We start from the raw sequence: 17249 nt of genomic DNA on the forward strand, positions 1-17249 counted from the left end.
GTGCCGAAATAATTAATGAAAACACCATGAAAAATAGAGGTTGCACATCGATGGCAAAATGAATAAGATGGGATTATATTTATTCTGAAGAGAAAGGTGGGTAGTATATTTTGTCATACGAAGCGCCAGAACTGAGCGGCTGTTTCTGATGGTTTAAGTTTCTGCGAATCCGGTCCTTCCAGTCTCGGGTACTGCCGGGATCCGTACATTTTTTTCTTGGACAGCGCGGAAAGCAAAAGCATATCAGGGGGCGGCTCAGTTGACGAGGTGAAGGTGTTCGAAGGATTCGGCGGGGGCCTTCCGGTGATGATCCATACCGTAAGTCGAAATGCAAAACGTCCGGGCGACCGGGCGGACAAGAGTTCGACGGGATCAAGAATGATTATGTGTTGTATACTGTAGGAGGTACTTATTCTATGTGTGGTATTGTTGGTTATGTAGGGAATCGTAATTCTCAAAATATATTGATTGAAGGATTAAAGAAATTGGAGTATCGCGGGTATGACTCAGCCGGTGTAGCCGTCTATACATCCGAAGGGCTTCAGGTCAAAAAATCGAAGGGCCGTCTGGCCAATCTGGAATCCAAGCTCGGAGAAACGCCGCTGAACGGAACGATCGGGATCGGACATACCCGTTGGGCGACGCACGGCAAACCGTCGGATGTCAACTCGCATCCCCATACGGACAATTCTCTTAAGTTTTCCGTAGTGCATAACGGGATTATCGAGAACTACATGGTGCTCAAAGAGGAGCTGGCGGCGCAAGGTCACGTATTCGTATCCGAAACGGATACAGAAGTGATTTCTCACCTGATTGCAAGCCTGTATGAAGGCGACATTGTCAAAGCCGTGCAAAAAGCGGTCAGCCGGATGAAAGGCGCTTATGCACTTGGGGTATTGACAGAGCATGAACCGGATAAGCTGGTTGCGGTTCGTTTATCCAGCCCGCTCATCATTGGTGTGGGTGAAGGTGAGAACTTTATCGGCTCCGATATTCCGGCGATCCTCGAATATACGCGAAATGTGTATATTTTGAATGATGGAGAAATGGCTGTTCTGACAAGAGACGGTGTCGAATTAATGACGATTGAGGGGAATTTTATTTCCCGGGAATTATTTCATGTCGATTGGGATATCGTCACCGCGGAAAAAGCCGGATACGACCACTTTATGTTGAAAGAGATCCACGAGCAGCCTAAAGCTTACCGTGACACCATGGGCTCCAGATTGGATCCGTCCGGCAAAAAAGTTGTACTGAATGAAGTCGGAATGACGCCGCAGCAGATCAAGGCAATTCGTCACGTTCATATTGTGGCCTGCGGAACGGCTTACCATGCAGGACTTGTCGGCAAATCGGTAATTGAGAAGCTGGCGCGTATTCCGGTGGAAACGGACGTAGCTTCCGAGTACCGTTACCGTGCTCCGATCATTACTCCGGAAACGTTGGTTATCGTTGTGAGCCAATCCGGGGAAACGGCAGACACGCTTGCTGCGCTCCGTGAAGCCAAACGCTGCGGTGCGCGTGTGCTGGCCATCACTAACGTAGTGGGCAGCTCGGTTGCCCGTGAAGCGGATGATGTCATTACCACTTGGGCCGGCCCGGAAATCGCCGTAGCCTCGACCAAGGCCTATACATCGCAGTTGATCGCTTTCTATTTGCTCGGATTGTACCTTGCTCAAACACTGGGTTCGCAAGACGATGCCTACATCGCGGAAGTCATCGCCGAGTTGAAAGAGCTGCCTGAGAAGGTGGAGCGTATTCTCGCTCAATCGGAGGCCATCAAGAATGTGGCGGAGCAAATCGCCACGCACGACAACCTGTTCTTCATCGGCCGCGGCCTCGATTATGCTGTAGCTCTGGAAGGCTCCCTGAAGCTGAAGGAGATTTCTTATATTCACTCCGAAGCTTATGCAGCCGGAGAGTTGAAGCACGGAACGCTGGCCCTGATCGAAGAAGGCATCCCGGTCATCGCGCTGGCGACACAGGAGGACCTGTTCGAAAAGACGGTAAGCAACATAAAAGAAGTTACGGCCCGCGGCGCGCATGTATTCGGCATCCATTCGGAAGGGCATTACGAGCTTGCCAAGGCAGTCGATGAAGTGTTCGCCATTCCCGCAACGTTGCCTCTGTTAACCCCGGCATTGTCCGTTGTGCCGCTGCAGCTGCTGAGCTACTATGCCTCACTGGCCCGCGGCAACGATGTCGACAAGCCACGGAATTTGGCAAAGAGCGTGACGGTGGAGTAGTTAGCGATATTGGGTAGTTTTTGTAGACAGCTAATAAATCCCGTCCTGGGGCAATAAAAACTGTCCAGAGACAATAAAAAATGTCCAAGAAGCCGAGCGGTGTTAGGGTTCATGCCTGATCACCTGTTCGGCTTCATCTTTTGGAAAGGGGTAGGGGGAGAGGGTGAAAGGGAAAAGGGGTTGATAAATCAGGCTTGGTCCCAATATACCCTCCCCCTTTGTCCTTTCCCTTATCCCTGCCCCCTCGTTCCTTCAAATATTTCTCTGGACATTTCCCAACGTTCCGTTTTCGTGCTCCCTTTCAACTTCCACTACCTAATTTCTTCCAATTTTGCGGACACTTTTTATTTTCTCCCCATTTTGTACCAACTGGTTCCTCAAATCCCGAAAACCCTTGTGCGGCAAGGGATTGGAGGCTTTGGTGGGGCTAAAGTGGGATGGACATGAATTATTTTCTCTTGACATAGTAGGGAAATCAAAATGGGATGTTCACGTTCGTTCGGTTTGATTGCTTAAGGGGACAGTCGATAAGGGAGCGTTTTAGATGAATGTCCATAATAAAAGCATGGTTAAAAATGTGATACAATTTCCTGTAAGGGAGAAGAAACAAATTATTGGTTCTAAACTGTCCAATAAATATGCGATGTAACTGATGCTTAGAAAATTAAGGGAGGATGTATCATGACCAAACATCAGATTTATACAATGAGTGTCGCAAGAGTCTATCCCCATTATATTTCGAAAGCAGAGAAAAAAGGGCGTACAAAATCAGAAGTTGATCAAATCATCCGTTGGTTGACTGGATATAGCCAGGAAGAGTTAGAAGTTCATTTGGAAAAACAGACAGACTTTGAGACCTTCTTTGCGGAAGCTCCCCAATTGAATCCTTCACGGGCTTTGATCAAAGGTGTAGTTTGCGGCGTTCGAGTGGAAGATATCGAAGAACCAACAATGCGGGAAATTCGCTATTTGGATAAGCTAATCGATGAGTTAGCAAGGGGAAAAGCGATGGAGAAGATTTTGCGGAAATAATAAGGTGCCCTAAGATTTTATGCAATTATCAACACTGGAAATTTATAATCATCTTCTTGGCGTTGGGTATTATAGCAATGTGTTGAACGCTTATCCAACCACCTTTTATCCAATCATCTACCCTTATGCCACGGGAGCCGTTGGTATCCTTCTGTTGCTCAAAGGAATGGGTAAGCACCATGAACTTGTCACCTTTATCCTACTACCCAATTATCATCACAAACCCATCCGCATATGACATAGAAGTTCTTCAAAAAACAGGAGGGGACTTCTATGTTTTTGTTTCCAGAGCACCAGGAGAGGTACGATCAATTCTTGAAACAGGATGGGACGCACCCAAAAGACAGGGAAAGGCAGGCATTATTTTATATTTTTGCTGGTTACAAGTACTTGGGAGATAGGATTGAACATTTTTACGACCTCGAAGGTCGGATGATCCGTCCAGAGGCATTTCAAGTGGTCGATTTGACGAGCGGTTCAAGAGCGTTGGCGGAGTTGGCATTACAACTACGAATGCGGAACTATCGCCGATCTGTTTGCGAACCTGGACGAACGAAACAGGCGATTGGCGGTTGAGGGGGATCAAGCTCAGGTTTGGGTTATAGTGTAAACCGTTTCAGCGAGTGAGCCCAAATACAGCATTGTTAAAAATTAAAGATACGCTCGACCAGCCCCTTGCTTCCCTCATTCGCTTACCTATCACGAATATTAAGACTTAAGGAATCTATAATAAACCGTCGATACTTAAAAATGGTGAGCAATTTCGTTCAACTTTTGAGATTCAGGAGGAGAAAAAGATGGCGAAAGAACTGTTGATGGCATCACTTCGCATGGAGAGAAACCCTATGGCGATTTCGATTACCGACCCTTCAAAGCTGGGAATTGATCTCAAAATGCTTAAGAAATTGGACGATCATATTGAATTTGATCCGATGCATGTTGTTTCGAAATTTAAGAGGGAAACATTAGATCGGCTTGCAGAACAAATCATAACTGATTTTGAAAGCAGGGGGGCAGTTGAATCTCAAGAAGATGAAAACAGGGAAGAAGTTGTTGCTCACCGTGTTGTCAATATGACGAAAACCATGTAATGTACTGCAATGTACCGGGATGCAATGAAGAAGAATGGAATAAAATTAAAAAAATGATTCCTTCCAAAGCACAGTTCCGAGACAGTTTCAAAATCAGTTTGGATAGAGCACCATTTGTTCTCACAAGCGATGATCTTGGAGAGGGCTACAGGAGTGAATTCTTTGGAAAAACTCTACACCTTTCACAACCGAAGCGAAAGCATTTATTCATAAAGAAATTGAGTTGCTCGACGAGTTGAATGTCAACGATAATTCCGATGCGAACGAGGTTATCGGATATTTTAAAGAAATCAAGGATTTAATCTTGGAGGGCAGGAGTCTGGGAGGACGATCAAAAGGGATTGTGCGATTGATCAAGGAAAAAATTGTGAAGGTGGCTGTTGAGCAGGATCTTTTAAAAATGATCGATTTGTAAACGTTTCTATTCAGGAGCTATTGAAGACTCCTCTTTTTCTTTTTGCACGATGGTATACTGGAGATAAAGGGAGCAGGCTAATTGTTTGATCAGCTCATCCTTAAATGAAATTGCAAAAGGGGGCAGTGTACTTGGACATGATACCCAAGGCTGAGCCGCAGAAAATTCCATTTCAGGTATTTGAAAAATCCATACCAAACGAAGGGAAATGGGAATTGATCGATGGAGAGCTTTTTTTCATCCTTAAACATGTTTTCAAACTCTTCCAAATTAGCCCAACGCAGTTAAAACAAGTTTTACAGTTGTACTTTCTGCTACTCCAGTTAATTCTAATCTTCGGATTGTTCTTTCACTTACACCAGAGATTTCTGCTAATTGTGCTTGAGTTATTAATTTTTAACCCTATGTGCATTTTATAATTCCGCTCTTTTTTGTGTATTTGTCTCAATTATATATCCAGGCTCAACCCAGTTTAAGGTCAGATATAGGACAATTATAGGTGATTTACAGGACAACAGGTGTTTTTTAATCATTACAGTTACTCAGCCTATGGCGTCTTGCTTCGAATGGAGAGTATTACAATGATCGTCAATGACTGGCTCCTTTTCCCTTTAATTGCTCAGTCGGCTGACATCAATTCATAAAATATGCATAAACGTTCAACTCAAATCGGTCTAATTTTGCCGTTATTATAATTGGAATCCAAGCAGATGCATAAGTTGTATGCATGAATTTATGAATGAATTATAGAAGTGGTTCATAAAACCTGCATAAGATTTATGAAAAGTTAAGGCATCTAGGTGCTTATCTTAGACGAAAAGAGGTTTTTACCATTGTATGACAAGGAAATCACGTCACAAGATATAGATAAAATATTAAAACTTTATGCAAAGTCAAAGGAATTAGTGGGTGCGGATCCACTTGACGGAAGATTGCAAGAATTTACTCATGAACTGCTTCAAACACTGTTTGAGACGGGTTTTCTGATGGTGTTTAACTGGCATGAGTGGCTTGACAGGAATGAAGCTTTTAAGGATTTAAACAAGGATATCCACGAAGAAATCAATTTTGCGGATTTGGAAACCTTATCAAAGTTGATGACTAGCTACGTAAGAGGCGACAGATTTAACGAAGGATTGTTGGAACATATTGTAGCGGATGGCAAACTGCAATGCATTCTCGAAAGATTACGGGAGATAAAAGAACAGCTAGAAGCGGACAAGTAATCAGCAAATACAAAAAAATGCTGTCTTTAACCAGCATGTCGATATAATCGTATTCACAATAAAAGCATTTGGTCATAACATAAATCAATCTTATGCAAATAAATGGGAACCATCTGTGAGAGAAGTTGGGCCTTCATATAAAATTCTCTTTCCAATGTGAAGATTTGATGACATCTGATATCCGCGGAATTGCGTAACTGTGAGACAAACCAAGCCTCAACCCTTGCCGGAAGCCGGGTTAAGCCTTGGTTTTTGTGTATTCAATGGCTCTTGTGGACGGACTCTTCATTTTTTACCAGCTTTTTAATAGCTTATAAATATTATATAATAGTAAATAAATATATTAATCTATTAATAATAGTGATACACTATAATCAGGTTATAATTGATCCAGAAAAGATGTGTCACTAAGCCGCGCCCTGGCTTGTTGTGGCGCCTAAGCAGGAGTGCTTACATCCTTTCTGCAAAACGTAGGGTATAAGGACGGTTAAAATGAGCAACAGACAAATGAAAACAGACGTTATCTTAATTGGTGCCGGAATCATGAGTGCTACTTTAGGGTCACTGCTGAAAGAATTAGTACCGGATTGGGACATTACAGTGTTTGAAAGGCGTGCAAACGCAGGAGAGGAAAGCTCCAACGAATGGAATAATGCGGGAACGGGGCATGCCGCACTGTGCGAGCTTAACTACACCGTCGAAAAACCGGACGGATCCATAGACATTAGCAAAGCGATAAAGGTTAACGAAGAGTTTCAGGTTTCAAAGCAGTTCTGGTCCTATCTGGTAAACAGCAATCTGATACGTGATCCGCGGGACTTTATCATGCCAGTCCCTCATATGAGTTTTGTACAAGGGGAACATGATGTACATTTTTTGAAAAAACGTTTTGATGCGCTGTCTAGCAATCCGCTGTTTCAAGGGATGGAATATTCCGATGACCCGGGAAAACTGATGGAATGGATTCCGCTTATGATGAAAGACCGGACATTGAATAAACCTATAGCGGCTACAAGAATCGAATCCGGGACGGATGTTAACTTTGGCGCTTTAACGCGCATATTGTTTGCCCACTTAAAAAATAAAAATGTCGATATAAAATTCAACCATCATGTTGATGATATTAAACGTACTGGGGACGGCTCGTGGGAATTGAAAGTGCGAAATGTCGATAGCGGTACCGTCGAACGCCATACGGCAAAATTCGTCTTTATCGGCGGCGGGGGAGGAAGCCTGCATTTGCTGCAAAAATCCGGTATTCCTGAAGGAAAAGGTATCGGAGGATTTCCGGTAAGCGGACTATTTATGGTGTGTCAGAACCCGGATATTGTAGCGCAGCATCATGCAAAAGTATACGGCAAAGCTTCGGTCGGCGCTCCTCCAATGTCCGTTCCGCATCTTGACACAAGATTTATCGACAACAAAGAATCGCTGTTATTTGGACCGTTTGCCGGCTTCTCGCCAAAGTTTTTAAAATTCGGTTCCATGCTTGATTTGGTAACTTCCGTAAAACCGCATAATCTCGTAACGATGATGGCGGCAGGCGTAAAAAACGCTTCATTGACAACATACCTGATCAAGCAGGTGATGTTATCGAAAGAACAGCGCATGGAAGCATTACGGGAATTTATCCCGAACGCCAAAAGCGAGGACTGGGATTTGCTGGTAGCTGGCCAGCGTGTGCAAATTATCAAAGATACGGCTGCCGGCAAAGGAACGCTTCAATTTGGTACGGAAGTGATTAGTGCCGCTGATGGCTCGATAGCTGCATTGCTCGGTGCTTCTCCGGGTGCTTCTACCGCCGTTTCCGTCATGCTTGAGGTCATAAAAAAATGCTTCCCGCAGCATTTAAAAACGTGGGAGCCGAAAATAAAGGAAATGATTCCTTCTTATGGCGTGTCACTAATGAAAAACCCGGAACTTATTCACGAAATTCATACTTCAACAGCACGGACGCTTGGATTAAGCGAAAACTTGCCGTTACAGGCAAGCAACCCGAACCATACCATAAATAACGAAGTTTTGATTTGAGATTCATTTGCCGGTCCGTTATAGCCGTTAAGCTGTGGGGAAATGATGGTAATAAAGCAGCGTCAGTCAAGGACTTTATTTTCCTCCTTGGCCGCCGCTGCTTTTTTTCTTATGTCTGACGCAGTCTAATCCCCGCCACCGCCGTCTCCGCCGTCGTCGCTGTCACTGGAGGAGTTATGGTCATCCCGGCCGTCCCAACTGTACCCCCCGCTATCCCCGCCACCGCCACCGCCGTCTCCGCATGCGGGCGCCGTTTTTACGCCGTTCCAGGAACGGACCAAGGCATATTCGATCGCCGCCAGAAGGTCCGGCTGGAACAGGGGAGAGGCGCGATATAAGATTTCCTCCGCTCTTCAGAAATTTCTTTCCTCCGCCACCGGACGCTGGCCCATACGGCTCCCCCGCCCACAAAGATAATCAGCAACAGTAGAGAATCCCACATTTTCACATCTGCAATGTACAAATAGAGAAGGAGCCCGAAGTGTATGGCAGCCAATACGGGAATCCACACTTTTCTGGCGGGATACACCCCGAAGCCGGCGATGGTATCCGGCTTTCTCTTCCAGCAGCAGCCGCAGCCAGCGGCCAAAAGCCCTGCCAAGGCGGCGGGAGCGCTGGATGTATTTGCTCTCTTAAGCCTTTTGCTTTCGTTCCGTCTTGGTAGGTCCCGCCAGATGCTCGAGCGAGAGCACGGAGGTGCCGCGGAACAGCCATCCCAGAAGGTGCCGGTCCGCCGCATCCAACCGGCTCCGGTCGCCTTTGAAGGTAAACTGCAGCAGCCCCTTTGGAGCATTCGGGTCCTCTTGAAATCGTTGTCCCGCCGCTGCCCGGCTGACTCCGATGTGTTCCCGCCGATTTTGCGCAAGGAAAGTCCAATCTAACTCGCCGCCGTCTGCGTATTTCACGGCCGCCTTGTCGATCCGATAGCGGTAATACAGCTGCCTCGTTTCATTCTTTGCCCGAAAGTCGACATAATACGTGCCGCGGCGGGGGTTTCAGTCGACGTTCAGCCGGTTCAGTCCGACGTATCCGAAATCGCTGAGAACCCGGTCGGAAGGGGGAGTATAAGCTTCGAAGAGTTCTATATTTTCCCCGCCGTACGCATCCATATGCCGAGGAATCCAGTCGTAATCGCCGTGTACGGTATACGTGTATAATTCCTCCACATACAGATCCACGTCCGGCATGATGTCCGCCATGATCTCAACCTTATCGATGGTGTAAGATGATGTTTTGCCGCACCGGGAAGCAGCAATAACGAAAGCAGTAGTGAGAAAAGGAGCAGTGTTATCCGGTATGTACTCTTCATCGCCGTCCTCCAAGTTGTGCAGGATGTCATTATCCTGTATTACGTAAAGGAGGCTATTCATGTTTCGGCTAACTGGCATATTTTATATTTGCAGCGCCGGCAGCTTGAGGGAGGGATGATACTTTCGATGGTTCAATATGACATACTTTGTCATATTGATGCTCTATAATGGAGGAATAATCAACGAAAGGAGTACCAGATCATGAAACCTTTAGATGGAAAAGTGGCTTTGGTCGCAGGTGCAACACGCGGCGCCGGCCGAGGAATTGCTATCGAATTAGGAGCGGCTGGAGCGACCGTTTATGTGACCGGACGCACGACACGAACACAACGATCCGAGTACAATCGTCCTGAAACCATTGAAGAAACCGCTGAGCTTGTAAATCATGCGGGTGGTAGAGGGATCGCGGTTCAAGTGGATCATCTCGATCCCGATCAGGTTCAAGCTCTAATTGCACGCATAGAGAGCGAACAGGGGCGACTGGACATCCTGGTTAACGATGTGTGGGGAGCTGAGTATTTGGCACAGTGGAACGTACCCGTATGGGAGCACTCCCTTGAAAGGGGACTTCGCATGCTTCGGCTTGCGATGGATACCCATATCATTACAAGCCACTTTGCATTACCCCTGTTAATCCGAAACAGGAACGGACTGGTCATTGAGGTAACGGACGGCACGGCAGAATACAACGACAAAAACTACCGATTATCCCTGTTCTACGATCTGGCCAAGACGTCTGTCATTCGAATGGCCAAATCTTTAGCCTATGAACTTTTACCATATCAATGCACCGCCATAGCAGTGACTCCGGGTTGGATGCGTTCTGAATTGATGCTTGATCACTATGGTGTTACAGAAGAGAACTGGCGTGATGCCGTAGTGAAGGAACCTCATTTCATCATCTCGGAAACGCCGCGTTTTGTAGGGCGTGCCGTTGCCGCATTAGCCGGAGATCCGGAGGTTGCCCGATGGAACGGTCAATCTGTGTCAAGCGGCAAGCTCGCACAAGTGTATGGTTTTTATGATCTTGACGGATCGCAGCCAGACTGCTGGCGGTATCTCGTAGAAGTGGTGGATGCAGGGAAACCGGCGAATGCTACCGGGTACCGCTAATACAGCTGATCAGAAGTTGACGGTTTTGCAGGTGTCCAGGAAGCCATGCATGATCAGGACTTGATCTGGTCTCGTGCCCGGCTTCTTATTTTGGAAATAATAACTCATTTGGTAAAAAATTCTTCGAAAATGTGATACCATAAAAAGGACTAAAGAAGGGAGTGATTTATTGTGAGCAGATCCATTCCGGAGATTACATTGAATGACGGAGTAAAAATACCCGTTATCGGTTTGGGTACATATTCACTAAAGGGCACCGCTGGTGTCAACGCGATCGTAGGCGCCATAGATATGGGTTATCGGCTCCTGGATTCCGCTTATAATTATGAAAACGAAGGAACCGTAGGGGAAGCCATCAGGCGCAGTTCCGTTCCGAGGGAGCAATTCATCATCACTTCCAAATTGCCGGGTCGCTATCACTCGTATGACAAAGCGGTTACGGCCATTCAAGAATCGTTGTATCGCGCAAATCTTGATTATTATGATTTATATCTGATTCATTGGCCGAATCCCAAACAAGATCATTATGTGGAAGCCTGGCAAGCGTTAATTGACGCTAAAAAATGGGGGCTTGTCCGTTCGATCGGCCTCAGCAATTTTTTACCGGAGCATATTGAACGTTTAATCAAAGAAACCGGCATTAAGCCAAGCGTCAACCAAATCGAGCTGCACCCGTTTTTCAATCAAGCCGATCAACGAAAATGGCACGAAGAAAACAGCATTGTAACCGAATCGTGGAGCCCATTAGCGAGAGCAAATGACATTTTAAAGCATGAAACCGTTCAAAAAATAGCTCATCATCATAACAAATCTGTGTCGCAAGTCATCTTACGTTGGCATTACCAGCTCGGGGCCATCTCCATTCCCAGATCTTCATCCCCTGCGCGGCAGCTTGAAAATATCTCCATATTCGACTTTTCTCTGGATGATAAAGAAATGAGCATAATAGCAGAATTAACCCGCCCCGATGGCCGGATTGCGAATCAAGACCCGGCTGTGTATGAAGAATTTTAAAGGAAAAGGGCGTGACCGGACCGGCCGTGCAAAGGCCGGGGCTTCCGGTGCACGTCCCATAAAAATAAGCCGGGGATGAACCGGCTTATTTATTTTTATACTTAATCATTGAGCCCGGTTAAACACGGAAAGATCGGCAGGATGGGTGATAGACATATGGATCTTGGTTTATTAATTATTAATTTCAAGTTACTTGACAAAAGTAAGTTATAAAAATATAATCTGAACATAACGCAAGAAATGAATTAGGACCTGCTGGGCGTCGGCTTGCCGGGCTGTCAAGATCGGCTGCCGTTTTTTCTGATCATGATCAAGGAGATGTTTAATGATGGACTCAATAATGAAATCAAGTTCAGTCGAAGAAATCGTGAAAATGAGAAGGTCCGCCAATAACTTCGACAGTAATGTGAAGATACCCAGAAGAGAAATTGAAGAGATGTTTGAATTAGCTAAATTCGCACCATCCGCATTCAACTTGCAGCACGCCCATTATGTGGTAGTGGATGAGCCTGAGCTCAAATTAAAAGTGAAGGAAGCAGCATACGGTCAGCATAAAGTGGGGACCGCTTCAGCCGCTATCATTGTACTAGGGGATTTAGAAGCTTACACTGATGCCGAACGGATCTATGAAGGCATGCTTCATTTGGGGATGATGGATGAGCTTACATACCGACAAACCATTGATTCCATTTATGCAGCCTATCAAAACTTAGAATTTCGTAAAGAAGAAGCCATTCGTAACGCCTCGTTATCCGCAATGCAATTTATGCTTATTGCGAAATCAAAGGGGTGGGACACTTGTCCGATGATTGGCTTTAACTCCGAGCAAGTAAGGGCAGTATTAAACATTCCGGATCGATATCACATCGCTATGATGATAACCATAGGTAAAGAAAAGACGAATCACCCTAGACCTAGAGGCTACCGTAAACCGGTCGGCGAATTTGTGCATTTTAGTGCTTTCTCTTCATAAGCTGGACGCGGATCGGGGTAAGCACGGTAACCGATGTAAGGTGGAAGGGTGAGGAGGGGTCGACTCGTCATGGAAAAAAAGCAACCGATGCTGCAGACCGCAAGCCGCCTTTTGAAATGTGGAGCGGATCTGACAAAAAGATAGAGTATGCCCCCAGAGTATGCCCCCCCTTTATTACCCATTACGGCAAGGTCGCGTGAAATGGATTCCCGCCAATCGTTTATTCCTTTGCTTCGATTCGGGCAAGCTCCTTACGTACGATTGGCGCGACCCTGGTGCCGAGCAATTCGATGGCGCGCATGACTTCGCGGTGCGGCAACGTACCGACATTCACATGCAGAAAGAAACGGGTAACCCCCAAGTTTTTGCGCAGCAGAATAATCTTTTCCGCCACGTATTCGGGATCGCCCACGTAGAGGGCGCCTCGTAGACTGCGTGCGGCATCAAAGGTTGCCCGGGTGTACGGCTGCCCCCAACCCCGCTCACGCCCGATAACGTTCATTTGGGCTTGTGTGGGAGGGAAGAATACATCGGCAGCCTGCTCGGTGGTTTCTCCGACAAATCCGTGCGAATGAGTCGCAATCGGCAGCTTGTCAGGATCGTGCCCGGCTTTCGCTGCGGCCTTTTTATAGAGGTCGACTAACGGCGCGAAACTCTCAGGCATTCCGCCGATGATGGCGAATACGATCGGAAGACCCAGCATTCCCGCCCGAACCGCAGACTGCGGAGTCCCGCCGCTTGCGATCCACACAGGCAGCGGGTTCTGAACGGACCGGGGGTAGACGCCAAGGTTATGAATAGCGGGACGATGACCGCCGCGCCAGGATACCTTCTCCGAGGAGCGGATCGCAAGCAGCAGCTCCAGCTTTTCTTCGAACAATTCGTCATAATCGTCCAGGCTGTATCCAAAGAGCGGAAAAGATTCAATGAACGACCCCCGGCCAGCCATTATTTCCGCCCGGCCGTTGGAAATGCCGTCAAGGGTGGAGAAAGCTTGATACACGCGAACCGGGTCGTCTGAGGACAGCACGGTAACAGCGCTCGTAAGCTTGATCCGCTTGGTCATGGCGGCCGCTGCCGCCAATACAACGGCGGGCGCGGAGCCGGCGTAATCGGGCCGATGATGCTCTCCGATTCCATAGACATCCAGGCCGACCTGATCGGCCAGTACGATCTCCTCAACCGCATTGCGCAGCCGCTCGGCATGGCTGATGACCTCTCCCGTCACCGGGTCGGGTGTTGTCTCCAAAAAAGTACTGATTCCTATTTCCATATGGATCGCCGAATCGGCCATGTGGATTCGCCTCCTTTATATTACCTATAGTTTACTCATTTATTTATAGCTTCTCAAATGCCAGCTTCACCCGTTATCCATCGGCATACAAATACGACTTTACGTCATGGCCGACAAATGCTTTCCAAATGATAAGGTTATAGGGGTAAGTCCAATCTATCTCATAGCCCCCAAACATCTCATGAAGCCGGTTGCTGTTGAAAATAATAGAGCCCTTTTGGTCAAAAGCGACCCCGTCCACCCATAGCATTCGGTCATCGGACACAAAATCATGGAATCTATGACTGGAAGGTGTATAGATGCCGATTCCCTTTCCTTCCAGCATGGTGTAGAACACATTTCCTTTATTATCCGCGTGCATCCCGTCGGTGGTCGTGCGCTTGCTGCCAATGGCCCGTACGGCACTGCGGATTTCTTTCAACGGCGTGGTAAAGTTTCTTAACAGCGAGGTATCGATTGCATATAGATTGCGCCCCGTGACCGGGCAGTAATACAACGTGGTACGGTCCGCGGATAAGGCGATGCCGTCGGCTCCGATTCGAAGAGGAGTATCCTTGAAGACCGGCTTATAGTCAATTTGAAAATGAAAACCGGGAAAATCCTGAGTGCTGTAAATCAAGGAAGGAAAACCGCTCCTGGAGGCTTTCCCGAGTTGGGAATGGAATCAAGCGGGCAATTTGGAGGAACTCTTCTTTTTATAATAAAAACATATATTCCCAATTCGAAAGGAATGGACATGAAAACCAAGCTAATAAATTTTGTCATATGATATAAACTTACATTGTTTCATCCTTCACTAACTCCAAAAAATGTTTTAGCGTTAATGGCATATGTTTATCTGCCTTACGACGGCAAAGGTATACGGGGCGTTTAACGTCAATTCCTTGTACCTTTGTCCGCCCGATCTCTTTCCTGTCCAGATGATCCTGCACTGCAAGAGAAGGTGCCAGCATAACCCCGTATCCGGCAATAACAGCACGGATGGATTCATTAAACCCGTGTAATTGTAACCCGATATAGGGCGGTTTTACGCCATGTATTTTAAAAAGAGAAAAAAGAATTTCTCTTGTAGAACTGCCCGTTTCCCTCATAATAAAAGGTTCTTGAACTAAATCGGATAACATCACCTCTTTTCCATCATATTTGTGGCCTTTCGGGACAATAAACCAATAATGGATGTCCATGATATGGGAAAGTGCGATATCCGGCTCCGTCCATTTTTCTTTCACCACAAAAGCGACATCCGTTTGGTAATGAAGGAGCTTATCGATCGCCTGTTCGGAATTCCCGCTGTATACATTTACATGCACAAGTGGAAATTGATTCTTGAATTTAGCCAGCCATGCCGGCAATAAAAAATTGGCAGGCAAATAAGTTGAGGATAGGCGAAGTTCTTCTTGCTCCCCCTTTTTGTATTGTTCCAATTTTTTTTCAATATCTGCTTCCATATCAAAAAGCCTCTCGGCCTGTTTAAAAAGGAATTCCCCTGCTTCTGTCAATTCAATTCCTCTACCTTTTGGAACCATTAAAGTTAACCCTGTTTCTTTCTCTAAATTGCGTATTTGCATGGTTACGGCCGGCTGGCTGATTAATAAAGCTTTGGCCGCCTCCGTTACACTCTTTTTAGAAGCTACCGAACAGTATATACGTAAAGCATGGAGGTTCATTTGGTATAACCCTTTCATAATTCTAATTTATGAATCGGCAAAAAATATATATTAGATTTATTAATTACTATTATATAACATATTTTGAAAGAGGGATTAAAAGGGGTCGAAAATAATGGCATTAGCGGGAATTTCTTTGAATTGGGGTTATATAGAATGATTGATGTGAACACCATCAGTTTGGTTGTAATCGGCTTAGGAGCCTCGTTTCTTGGCACACTCGCAGGGGGGGCCGGCTTCATTACTGTGCCAGCCATGATGCTAACCGGTATTCCTATTTAAACCAGTATTGCAACCAATAAATTTTCATCCGGCATTGCAGCGGCATCAAGCGTATTCTACCTTCTGCACCATAAACAAATGAAAGCCATGTCCATAATCTGTATCTTTTTACTGGCCTTTTCAGGCGGCATTGGCGGGGCTTTATTGACAGCTCATCTACAGGAGAAGACCATGAACGTACTTGCGTTCTTTTTACTATGTGCTGCTTTGGCCGTTAATTTAAAAAACAAAAAATGGGATTCTAACCCGGAATCCCAGCAATACTCGATAAATAAAAGAAATATTTATTTTCCTATATTGATTGCCGCTTATGATGGCGGTTTTGGTCCGGGTTCTTCTACTTTCAGTATTCTTTATTTTATGGAAAATAATAGCAGCTATATAAAAGCGGCCCAGTTGACAAGAGTTTTTATCTTCGGAAGCTGTGCCGGAGGATTTATCGTATTTTATCAAACCGGATTTATTCAATGGCCATACGCCATCGCCATGGCGCTTGGATCCACTGTCGGCTCTCAAATGGGTATTATGATTTTACCTAAAATCCGTACCAAAACAGCAAAATATTTGATCAATCTAATGATTTGTTTGCTTATTGCACAGACGTTCATCAAGATCATTTAAAATGTTATTTGAAAAAGCTTGGCGGCAAAACCGAGTCCCTGATTTATCATATTGAGAGGAAAAAGAAATGCTGTCCGCTTTTCTGAGTGAGGCTTTTTAGTCGGAGGCCGCATTCCTTTGCTTAGTTTTTGGGTCTTTTGTGTATTTGGTTTTGGATTATGATAACGGGAGGAATGGCATATGTCCCATTACCGAGAGTTTTACACCAGTCCTGTTATACGATTCATTGCCGTAATGAGTTTGCTTGGTGCCTTATTAACTTGCCTGCATTTCGATGGTTATGTGACCATCCTCGCGCTGTTCTTTGGCGCCCTGGTCTATGCCTTTGCGGAGTACGTCGTGCACCGATATTTGCCCAAGCTCGTACCTGCATTATACTGGAGGCATGTCGAACATCATAAACACCCCCAAGAACTAAAGTACTTATTTAGTCCGGTCTACCATGATGTTCTAATCTACAGCGCCTACATTCCTTTGGTATGGTTGTAATCCATTGATTTATGGATATAAAAAATTATCCGTGACTTTTGGAAAGTGACAGACAAATTGTGACCGAGAAAAGTCGCAGCGGGAAAGCCTTGATTTCCGGTTTTCCCGCTGCGGACTGACCCATGCTTCATGGCTATAAAAACGTCAATTTGGTCATACTTATTTCAGGAGGTGAGATAAATATGGCTAAAGACGTGCTATGCGAAGTAAATTCCTGTAAGTATTGGGCTAATGGCAACAAGTGCAATGCCTCTGCTATTTACGTGGTAAGCCACAGAGGAAAACAAGCGTCCAATTCGGAAGAAACGGATTGCAAAACATTTGAACCGAAGATTTAATGATTGAAGGGGGCAGAGGCAACTGCCTCCTTTTTAAAAGGATAACCAAAAATGATAATCATTATCACTACCCTCCGAAGATGACGTCCGCGCCAGAAGTTTCCCTT

Annotated in this window: 18 protein-coding genes and 1 pseudogene; 14 read left to right on the forward strand and 5 right to left on the reverse strand. The window is 45.8% G+C overall.

Features of this window, described 5'->3' with window-relative positions; translation table 11 throughout:
* The first annotated feature begins 416 nt into the window (after positions 1-416).
* From glmS to IJ22_RS22965, 7 genes are all read left to right on the forward strand, one after another.
* Complete coding sequence (gene glmS / locus IJ22_RS22925; RefSeq protein ID WP_062410419.1) at positions 417-2246, forward strand: glutamine--fructose-6-phosphate transaminase (isomerizing); 1830 nt, start codon at positions 417-419, stop codon at positions 2244-2246.
* 681 nt (positions 2247-2927) lie between these two features.
* Positions 2928-3278, forward strand: a complete 351-nt coding sequence (locus tag IJ22_RS22935; RefSeq protein ID WP_062410421.1) for a DUF2200 domain-containing protein — start codon at positions 2928-2930, stop codon at positions 3276-3278.
* Positions 3279-3551: 273 nt separating this feature from the next.
* Entirely contained in the window at positions 3552-3854 is a 303-nt protein-coding gene (locus IJ22_RS22940; protein WP_062410422.1) for a DUF6075 family protein, read from the forward strand.
* 221 nt (positions 3855-4075) lie between these two features.
* Complete coding sequence (locus IJ22_RS22945; RefSeq protein ID WP_062410423.1) at positions 4076-4369, forward strand: hypothetical protein; 294 nt, start codon at positions 4076-4078, stop codon at positions 4367-4369.
* Between the two features lie 235 nt (positions 4370-4604).
* Positions 4605-4784: a hypothetical protein gene (locus IJ22_RS22950; RefSeq protein WP_145862558.1), complete on the forward strand. Its 180-nt coding sequence runs from the start codon at positions 4605-4607 to the stop codon at positions 4782-4784.
* Positions 4785-5617: 833 nt separating this feature from the next.
* Positions 5618-6010: a DUF6508 domain-containing protein gene (locus tag IJ22_RS22960; RefSeq protein ID WP_062410426.1), complete on the forward strand. Its 393-nt coding sequence runs from the start codon at positions 5618-5620 to the stop codon at positions 6008-6010.
* 492 nt (positions 6011-6502) lie between these two features.
* The gene (locus tag IJ22_RS22965; RefSeq protein WP_082660917.1) at positions 6503-8041 is read left to right on the forward strand and encodes a malate:quinone oxidoreductase; all 1539 of its coding nucleotides are present in this window, start codon (positions 6503-6505) and stop codon (positions 8039-8041) included.
* A 125-nt stretch (positions 8042-8166) separates the two neighbouring features.
* Here IJ22_RS22965 and IJ22_RS26405 read toward each other — a convergent pair whose 3' ends face one another.
* Positions 8167-8322: a hypothetical protein gene (locus tag IJ22_RS26405; protein ID WP_160327401.1), complete on the reverse strand. Its 156-nt coding sequence runs from the start codon at positions 8320-8322 to the stop codon at positions 8167-8169.
* Positions 8323-8526: 204 nt separating this feature from the next.
* Here IJ22_RS26405 and IJ22_RS22970 point away from each other — a divergent pair, with 204 nt between their 5' ends.
* Positions 8527-8922 carry a hypothetical protein gene (locus tag IJ22_RS22970; RefSeq protein WP_062410427.1) on the forward strand — a complete coding sequence of 132 codons (396 nt, stop codon included), beginning with the start codon at positions 8527-8529 and terminating at the stop codon, positions 8920-8922.
* 114 nt (positions 8923-9036) lie between these two features.
* Here the strand turns inward: IJ22_RS22970 and IJ22_RS26140 are convergent, their stop codons facing one another.
* Entirely contained in the window at positions 9037-9240 is a 204-nt protein-coding gene (locus tag IJ22_RS26140) for a hypothetical protein (protein ID WP_145862560.1), read from the reverse strand.
* A 312-nt stretch (positions 9241-9552) separates the two neighbouring features.
* On the opposite strand from IJ22_RS26140, the gene IJ22_RS22980 reads away from it, so the two are divergent.
* The 3 genes from IJ22_RS22980 to IJ22_RS22990 all read left to right on the forward strand — a co-directional run bounded on the left by IJ22_RS22980 (position 9553) and on the right by IJ22_RS22990 (position 12451).
* Positions 9553-10464: an SDR family oxidoreductase gene (locus IJ22_RS22980; protein ID WP_062410429.1), complete on the forward strand. Its 912-nt coding sequence runs from the start codon at positions 9553-9555 to the stop codon at positions 10462-10464.
* A 171-nt stretch (positions 10465-10635) separates the two neighbouring features.
* On the forward strand, positions 10636-11478 hold the full coding sequence (locus IJ22_RS22985) for an aldo/keto reductase (protein WP_062410430.1): 843 nt from the start codon (positions 10636-10638) through the stop codon (positions 11476-11478).
* 325 nt (positions 11479-11803) lie between these two features.
* Positions 11804-12451 (forward strand): nitroreductase family protein, encoded by a 648-nt coding sequence (locus IJ22_RS22990; protein ID WP_082660918.1) that lies wholly within the window; start codon positions 11804-11806, stop codon positions 12449-12451.
* Between the two features lie 220 nt (positions 12452-12671).
* Here the strand turns inward: IJ22_RS22990 and IJ22_RS22995 are convergent, their stop codons facing one another.
* The 3 genes and pseudogenes from IJ22_RS22995 to IJ22_RS23005 form a co-directional block, all read right to left on the reverse strand.
* Positions 12672-13724, reverse strand: a complete 1053-nt coding sequence (locus IJ22_RS22995; RefSeq protein WP_062411117.1) for an LLM class flavin-dependent oxidoreductase — start codon at positions 13722-13724, stop codon at positions 12672-12674.
* 94 nt (positions 13725-13818) lie between these two features.
* Positions 13819-14358: pseudogene (locus tag IJ22_RS23000) on the reverse strand (L-dopachrome tautomerase-related protein); the annotation flags it as partial.
* Between the two features lie 163 nt (positions 14359-14521).
* The gene (locus IJ22_RS23005) at positions 14522-15412 is read right to left on the reverse strand and encodes a LysR family transcriptional regulator (RefSeq protein WP_062410431.1); all 891 of its coding nucleotides are present in this window, start codon (positions 15410-15412) and stop codon (positions 14522-14524) included.
* A 288-nt stretch (positions 15413-15700) separates the two neighbouring features.
* On the opposite strand from IJ22_RS23005, the gene IJ22_RS23010 reads away from it, so the two are divergent.
* The 3 genes from IJ22_RS23010 (at position 15701) to IJ22_RS25870 (ending at position 17142) form a co-directional block, all read left to right on the forward strand.
* Positions 15701-16315, forward strand: coding sequence for a sulfite exporter TauE/SafE family protein (locus IJ22_RS23010; RefSeq protein ID WP_256380606.1), 615 nt, complete (start codon positions 15701-15703; stop codon positions 16313-16315).
* Positions 16316-16495: 180 nt separating this feature from the next.
* Positions 16496-16804 (forward strand): sterol desaturase family protein, encoded by a 309-nt coding sequence (locus IJ22_RS23015; protein WP_062410432.1) that lies wholly within the window; start codon positions 16496-16498, stop codon positions 16802-16804.
* Positions 16805-16986: 182 nt separating this feature from the next.
* A complete protein-coding gene (locus tag IJ22_RS25870; protein ID WP_074729463.1) occupies positions 16987-17142 on the forward strand; it encodes a DUF1540 domain-containing protein in 156 nt (51 codons plus the stop codon).
* Positions 17143-17249 lie beyond the last annotated feature (107 nt).

Origin of the sequence: Paenibacillus naphthalenovorans (assembly GCF_001465255.1) — a bacterium.
Lineage (GTDB): Bacteria > Bacillota > Bacilli > Paenibacillales > NBRC-103111 > Paenibacillus_G > Paenibacillus_G naphthalenovorans.